The following is a 7,072-nucleotide window of genomic DNA, read 5'->3' on the forward strand; positions in this document are numbered from 1 at the left end:
CTCCCTCGCCGTGCTGCGCAAGTGCGGCTTCGTCGTGTGCGGCGAGGATTCCGGGTACGCCAACGGCCGCCGCGCCGTCGTCGAGGAGTGGGTCCTCGAACTGGCCGACTGACGGTCAGCACCCGCCCGGCGTCGCCCCGCAGCCGGGCTGAGCTGGGCAGGCACTAGTCTCGCAAGGTGAACTGGTTGGACTTGATCGGCTGGACCGGCTCGGCGCTGCTGGTCTGGTCCCTGTTGCAGGCGCGCCTGCTGCGGCTGCGGGCGCTCAACCTCGTCGGCTGTCTCGTGCTGATCGGCTACAACGCCGCCCTCGCCGTGTGGCCGATGGTCGGCCTCAACGTCGTGCTCGCCGTGATCAACATGTGGTATCTGCGGCAGATGCTCGCCACCCGGCACGACGAGCGCACGTACCAGGTGGTCGAGGTCGGTGTCGACGACCAGTTTCTGGCCCACACCCTACGGGTGCACGCGGCCGACATCGCCCGGTTCAACCCCGGCTTCCACTGGGGCGAGCACACCGCCCGCCGCTCGGCGTTCCTGGTGGTCCGCGCCGACGAGGTGGTCGGGGTGGTGCTCTCGCACGCCGAGGGCGACGACACCGCCCAGGTCGACCTCGACTACGTCACCCCGCCGTTTCGCGACCTCACCCCCGGCGAGTTCGTCTACCGGCGCAGCAGCCTCTTCACCGACCGGGGGTTCCGCCGGGTGGTCAGCCCGCCCGACATGGTCGCCCCCTACTACCACCGGCTCGGCTTCCGCGCCGAGGACGGCGCGTACGTGCTCGACCTGCCCGCCGCCGACCGCGCCTGACCGGGCGGCCCGCGCGGCGGGCAGCGGATACGCCGACCCTGACCGGCCGGTCGGCGGCCGGAGGATTCGCCGACCCGCCGACGGGGCACACAGGGGCCTACGCCGGCCCGGGTCCGCCGGGCGGTGCCGCCGGTCGAACCCGACCGGGTCGTCGTCCCGCGAGGAGAGAACCGGGCGTGCAGAGCTACTGGAGCCAACTGGCCCTGGTCGGAGTCCTGGTCGTCCTCAACGCCGTCTTCGCCGGCAGCGAGATGGCGCTGGTCTCGCTGCGCGACAGCCAGATCCAGCGGCTGGAGCGGACCAGCCGGGGCGGCCGGGTGCTGGCCCGCCTCGCCAAGGACCCGAACCGTTTCCTCGCCACCATCCAGATCGGCATCACCCTGGCCGGTTTCCTCGCCTCGGCCGCTGCGGCCGTCTCCCTGGCCAAGCCCCTCGTGCCGCTGCTCGGGGTGTTCGGCGGGGCCGCCGAGACGGTCGCCATCGTGCTGGTCACCCTGGTTCTGACGTTCGTCACCCTCGTCTTCGGGGAGCTGGCTCCCAAGCGGATCGCCATGCAGGCCGCCGAGCGCTGGGCGCTGCTGGTGGCCCGTCCGCTGGACCTGCTCGCCAGCCTCACCCGCCCCGCGGTCTGGGCGCTCGGCGCCACCAGCGACCTGGTGGTGCGCCTCGTCGGGCTCAACCCGAGGCACGAGCCGGACGAGATCGGCCCGGACGAGCTGCGCGACATCGTCGCCGGCAACCACGGCTTCACCAAGGAACAGCGGACCATCATCGCCGGGGCGGTGGAGATCGCCGACCGGCGGCTGCGCGCGGTGCTCGTACCCCGGTTGCAGGTCTTCACGCTCGACAGCGGGACCACCGCGGAGGCCGCGCGGCTGGTGCTGGCCGCCACCGGGCACTCCCGCGCGCCCGTGGTGCGCCACGGCGGCCTCGACGACGCGGTCGGCGTGATCCACCTGCGCGACCTGGTCGGGGTGCCCGACGGCCGACCCGTCGACGAGTGCGCCCGCCCGCCGATGCTGCTGCCCGACTCGCTGCCGGTGGTCGACGCGCTGCGCCAGTTCAAGGCGGAACGGCAGCACATCGCCCTGGTCGTCGACGAGCGCGGCGCGGTCGACGGGATCGTCACCCTGGAGGACGTCCTGGAGGAGATCGTCGGCGAGATCTACGACGAGACCGACCGGGACGTGCGCGCCGTGCGCACCGAGGCCGACGGCGCGATGCTGCTGCCCGGCACCTTCCCCGTGCACGACATGGTCGACGTCGGCGTCGAGCTGCCCGGTCGTCCCGCCGGGGACTACACCACCGTGGCCGGCCTGGTCCTGACCCTGCTCGGCCACATCCCCACGATGCCGGGTGAGGACGTCACCATCGACGGCTGGGAGCTGGAGGTCGCCGACATCGACCACCGGGCCATCACCGCGGTACGCCTGCGCCGCGTCGCCGCCCGAGCCGAGCCCGACGGCGACGCGGCCACCGACGCCGAGGTCGAGCCCGCCCTCGACCCGGCCCAGGGCTGACGCTCAGCCGGACCCGTCCGGCGCTTCCGGCCGCTGCGGCTTCCCGGGTGGATCCGGCTCGCCGAACGGGAAGCCGGGAACCGGCGGCACCAACCGCACCGTGTCCGCCGGCACCTGGTGGCTGCTGCCGCTGAGCAGCCGGGCCACCAGGCGGATCAGCCACGGCCCCGACAGGTGCCGGTCCGCCCCGATCAGCCGGGCGTACCAGCGTCCGGCGACGATCACGTCGGTCAGCCGTAGCCGCCCGTCGGGAACCGTGCCACGCACCACCACGTCCACCACCCGGCCCAGCCGCCGGCCGTGCAGGTCGTACGCGGTGCGGCCGAGCAGCTCACCCGCTCGCACTGTCGGCCCCCGGGATCCGGTCGATCAGGTGCCGGCGCAGCCACTGCTCCACCGGCGAGGCGGGCAGGTCGGCGAGGCGGACCCGCAGCCGCACCGCGCTGTCCACCCGCTCCACCAGCGGGTACGGGATACAGAGCGGCGTCACCGGCCGGTCCTCGGCGATCCGGTCGGCCGCCGCGACGAGGAGCCGCCCGATCCGGCCGCCGATGCGCCGCCCGAGCGCGTCCGGCCCGGTCAGCAGGGCGGCCACGTACGGCACTCCGTCGCCGTCGACGCCGAACTCCACGTCGTCGACCTTGCCGACCAGCCGCCCGTCGCGGTCGACGATCTGCCGGTCGAGAAGCTGCCGGCCGAGCTGCATCCTCACCGGCCCATCCCCGTCGCCACCGCCAGCGGGATCGCCGCCACCGACGCAGCCACGATCACCAGCAGGAACACCGCACCGAGCAGGTTCGCCAGCGTCCCGTTGACCCGGTCGCCCAGGTACGTCCGGTCGTTGGCCACGATCAGGATCGGCAGGTACGTCAGCGGCAGCACCACCGCGCTGACGATCAGCATGTACTCGGTCAGCGTCACCGGGTCGACCGTGCTCAGCAGCACCAGCACGGCGAGCAGGCCGCTGACCAGCAGCACGCTGTGGAACCGGGCCGCCTCGCGCGGGCTCACCCGCTTGCCCCACTGCCAGCCGAAGTACTGCGCGGCGGCGTACGCGGCGGACAGCCCCGTCTCCAGCGCGGCGCCGAAGGTCACGGCGAAGAACGCCAGCACCGCCACCGCCAGCCCCACCGCCCCGAACGCGAGGAGCGCCGGCTGCGCCACCTGGGCGAGGGAGTCCGGCGCCGTCCCGCCCGGGTGGTACACCACCGCCGCCGTGGCGATCAGCGACAGGGCGAGGAACCCGCCGACGGGGAACCCGATTAGCACGCTGGACCGGGCGTCGGCCAGGTCGGCGGCGCTCCAACGCTCCTCCACCCCGCCGGAGGAGAAGAAGAACACCTCGTACGGGCTGACCGTGGAGGCGAACAGGGCCACCGCCACGAACCAGTACGCCCCCCAGCCCTGCCCCGCCGCGCCGCCGTGCCCCACCGTGCGCCCGAGCGCCGCCCAGTCGGTGGGCAGCCGGATCAGCGCCACCGCGAACACCACCAGGGCCAGCCCGGCCAGGCCGAACACCCGCTCCATGAGCTGGAACCGCATCCGCCACAGCACCAGCCAGACCGCCGCCGCGGCGAGGGGCGCCCAGAGCAGGTAGCTCAGCCCGGAGGCCAGTTGCAGGGCCAACCCCACGCCGCCCAGCTCGGCGGCGAGGGTCAGCACGGTCACCAGGTAGGAGGCGACCAGGTTGAGCAGCGCCACCCGGGGCCCCAGCCGCTCCCGGACCAGGTCGAACACCGCCCGGCCGCTCACGGCCGCGACCCGTCCGACCATCTCGGCGTACGCGCAGATGGCGACCACCCCGACCAGCACCACCCAGGTGTGCGCCATGCCGAAGCGCGCCCCCGCCTGACTCGCCGCCACCAGGTCGCCGATGTCCACGAACCCGCCGACGGCGGAGAGCACGCCGAGCGTCGCGGCGAGGAGCTTCCTCACCTCGGGTACGGGCCGACGGATGCCATCGCCGCGACGATAACCGGGCAGAATACTTCCTAAGCCCTAAACCGGGCATCCGGCGGCGGGTCGGCCGCCCGGGGTGGGTCAGCTCGCGCTGAGGTTCTGCAGACGCACCTGGCCCCGGGAGACCAGCCGCCCCGCGTCGTCGGAGATCTCCACCTGCCACAGCTGCTGGCTGCGGCCCCGGTGCACCGGCGTGCCGACGGCCGTCAGCTCGCCCTCGCGAACCGCGCGCAGGAAGTCCGTCTGGTTCGACACCCCCACCGCCCGACCCTGCCCGCCCAGCCACAGGGCCCCGCCGATGCTCGCGGCGGTTTCCACCACCGCGCAGTACACCCCGCCGTGCTGGATGCCGTACGGCTGGTGCAGGTCCGGGCGGACCCGCCAGCGGACGACGACCCGGTCGGCGGTCGCCTCGTCGAACTTCAGGCCAAGCAGGGCGATGAAGCCCCCGGCCAATTCGGGCAACTCCACGACGGCTCCTCCTCGAGTAGGAAGGGCCAGCCTAGCCATCCGTGATCAGTGGCAAACCCGGTACCGGCCGGTTCCGGCGATGGGGGAGAATCGGTGACCGTGACCGACAGCAGCCCCCCGCCGACCGGGCGGGACTTTCTGACCGAAGACCTGCGGTGGCGAGGCCTCATCCAGGACTCGACCGGCCTCGACGAGCTGCGCGCGCTGCTCGACGGCGGAAGCGCCACCTTCTATGTGGGCTTCGATCCGACGGCGGCCAGCCTGCACGTCGGCCACCTGATGCAGGTCACCACGGCCCGCCGGCTCCAGCTCGGCGGGCACCGGCCCCTGCTGCTCGTCGGCGGGGCCACCGGGCAGATCGGCGACCCGAAGGAGAGCGCCGTGCGGACGTGAACCCGCCCGAGGTGGTGGGCCGGTTGGGTCGGTCGTATCCGCGACCAACTCTCGCCCTTCGTCTCGTACAACGGGGCGGAGAACGCGGCGGCGGCTTGGTCCAACAACCTGGACCTGGACCGGGGAGATTGTCGGTCGTCGAGTTCCTCCGCGACGTCGGCAAGCACTTTCCGGTCAACAAGATGCTGGCCCGGGAGGTGGTGAAGGCCCGGCTGGAGACCGGCATCAGCTTCACCGAGTTCAGCTACCAGCTGCTCCAGGCGAACGACTTCTACGAGCTGCACCGCCGGCACGGCTGCCAGCTCCAGTTCGGCGGCTCCGACCAGTGGGGCAACATCACCGCCGGGGTGGACTACGTCCGCCGGCGGGGGGCCGGGCCCGTGCAGGCGTTCGTGACGCCGCTGGTGACCAAGGCCGACGGCACGAAGTTCGGCAAGACCGAGGGCGGCGCGGTCTGGCTCGACCCGGAGCTGACCAGCCCGTACGCGTTCTACCAGTTCTGGCTCAACGCCGACGACCGCGACGTGGTCCGCTACCTGCGCTACTTCAGCTTCCGCTCCCGCGACGAGATCGAGCGGCTGGAGAAGGAGACCGCGGAGCGGCCGGCGGCCCGACTCGCCCAGCGGGCCCTCGCCGAGGAGCTGACCACCCTCGTGCACGGCGAGCGGGAGATGGCTCAGGCGGTCGCCGCCAGCCAGGCCCTCTTCGGCCGGGGATCGCTGGACGACCTCACCCCGGAGACGCTGCGGGCGGCCCTGACCGAGGCCGGGCTGGTGCACCTCGACGAGTTGCCCGACGTCGCCGGGCTGCTCCGGGAGTCGGGTCTGGTGCCGAGCGCGAAGGAGGCCCGGCGGGTCATCGCCGAGGGCGGCGCGTACGTCAACAACAACCGGATCACCGAGGTGGACGCGAGGCCAACGCCGGAGGATCTGCTGCACGGCCGGTACCTGGTCCTGCGTCGCGGCAAGAAGTCGTTCGCCGGCGTCGAGCTGCGTCAATAGCGGTGCGTCGGGAGTGTGACGCGGGACGCCCCCGGCGGATTTGACGACCGATCCGCCGGGGGCGTAGCTTTCTCTCTGTCAGCGCGGAACGGGCGAAACGGGGCGGAAGTCCCCAAGGCCGGAGCGCGGAATAGAACACTGGGTTTCGGGGTTGACACTCACCGTGACCCAGTCCGGGCGGTGCCCCGGATCTGCCGGAGGGCGGATTTGGTGAGGCGTGACCGACCGGGTAGTGTTTGACGCCGGCAGGGAACCGGGCGAGCTGCGGGAAACCGCGGCGGCCGGCCTGCCGGAAGCCACGAGTGAGCCGACGCGAGTCGGCAAATGTGTGGTGCCCGCAATTCGGGTGGAAGCGGGTCGGATCGGGATGCTCCGGTTTGACAGTGCGGAAACCGGAGGGTAGCGTAGTAAAAGTGCCCGGTGCGAGAGTGGCGGGTGCAGGGTTGGTTTGAATGCCCCGGACGGGGCCCTCGGTTGGGGGTTTCGGATGGTGTGTGGTTGTTCTTTGAGAACTCAACAGGGTGCTTGATAAGCCAGTGCCAATTAGTTTTATGACCCCGTGCTGGCCGAGCTTTTGCTTGGTTGGTGGGGATTCCTTTGGCAACACTTTTTGTTGTCGGGATGGATTGTTCAACAAGTTTTTGTTGGAGAGTTTGATCCTGGCTCAGGACGAACGCTGGCGGCGTGCTTAACACATGCAAGTCGAGCGGAAAGGCCCTTCGGGGTACTCGAGCGGCGAACGGGTGAGTAACACGTGAGCAACCTGCCCTAGGCTTTGGGATAACCCCGGGAAACCGGGGCTAATACCGGATAGGACTGCTGGTCGCATGACTGGTGGTGGAAAGTTTTTCGGCCTGGGATGGGCTCGCGGCCTATCAGCTTGTTGGTGGGGTGATGGCCTACCAAGGCGACGACGGG

At 71.5% G+C, this 7,072-nt stretch carries 6 protein-coding genes and 2 pseudogenes; 4 read left to right on the forward strand and 4 right to left on the reverse strand.

Annotated features, from left to right (window positions below; translation table 11 throughout):
• From MCAG_RS31325 to MCAG_RS25725, 3 genes and pseudogenes are all read left to right on the forward strand, one after another.
• Positions 1 to 112, forward strand: a pseudogene (locus tag MCAG_RS31325) (GNAT family N-acetyltransferase); the annotation flags it as partial.
• A gap of 65 nt (positions 113 to 177) precedes the next feature.
• Entirely contained in the window at positions 178 to 810 is a 633-nt protein-coding gene (locus tag MCAG_RS25720) for a hypothetical protein (protein WP_007075876.1), read from the forward strand.
• 176 nt (positions 811 to 986) lie between these two features.
• A complete protein-coding gene (locus MCAG_RS25725; protein ID WP_036375250.1) occupies positions 987 to 2,330 on the forward strand; it encodes a hemolysin family protein in 1,344 nt (447 codons plus the stop codon).
• Positions 2,331 to 2,333: 3 nt separating this feature from the next.
• On the opposite strand, the gene MCAG_RS25730 is transcribed toward MCAG_RS25725, so the two are convergent.
• From MCAG_RS25730 to MCAG_RS25745, 4 genes are all read right to left on the reverse strand, one after another.
• Positions 2,334 to 2,675 (reverse strand): hypothetical protein, encoded by a 342-nt coding sequence (locus tag MCAG_RS25730; RefSeq protein WP_007075878.1) that lies wholly within the window; start codon positions 2,673 to 2,675, stop codon positions 2,334 to 2,336.
• Positions 2,662 to 3,036 (reverse strand): hypothetical protein, encoded by a 375-nt coding sequence (locus MCAG_RS25735; protein WP_232290415.1) that lies wholly within the window; start codon positions 3,034 to 3,036, stop codon positions 2,662 to 2,664. The genes MCAG_RS25730 and MCAG_RS25735 overlap by 14 nt, the downstream gene beginning before the upstream one ends.
• Positions 3,037 to 3,038: 2 nt before the next feature.
• Positions 3,039 to 4,265: an NRAMP family divalent metal transporter gene (locus tag MCAG_RS25740; protein WP_007075880.1), complete on the reverse strand. Its 1,227-nt coding sequence runs from the start codon at positions 4,263 to 4,265 to the stop codon at positions 3,039 to 3,041.
• Positions 4,266 to 4,370: 105 nt separating this feature from the next.
• A complete protein-coding gene (locus tag MCAG_RS25745; RefSeq protein WP_007075881.1) occupies positions 4,371 to 4,799 on the reverse strand; it encodes a PaaI family thioesterase in 429 nt (142 codons plus the stop codon).
• 60 nt (positions 4,800 to 4,859) lie between these two features.
• On the opposite strand from MCAG_RS25745, the pseudogene tyrS reads away from it, so the two are divergent.
• Positions 4,860 to 6,154, forward strand: a pseudogene (gene tyrS, locus MCAG_RS25750) (tyrosine--tRNA ligase).
• Positions 6,155 to 7,072 lie beyond the last annotated feature (918 nt).

Origin of the sequence: Micromonospora sp. ATCC 39149, from assembly GCF_000158815.1 — a bacterium.
Lineage (GTDB): Bacteria > Actinomycetota > Actinomycetes > Mycobacteriales > Micromonosporaceae > Micromonospora.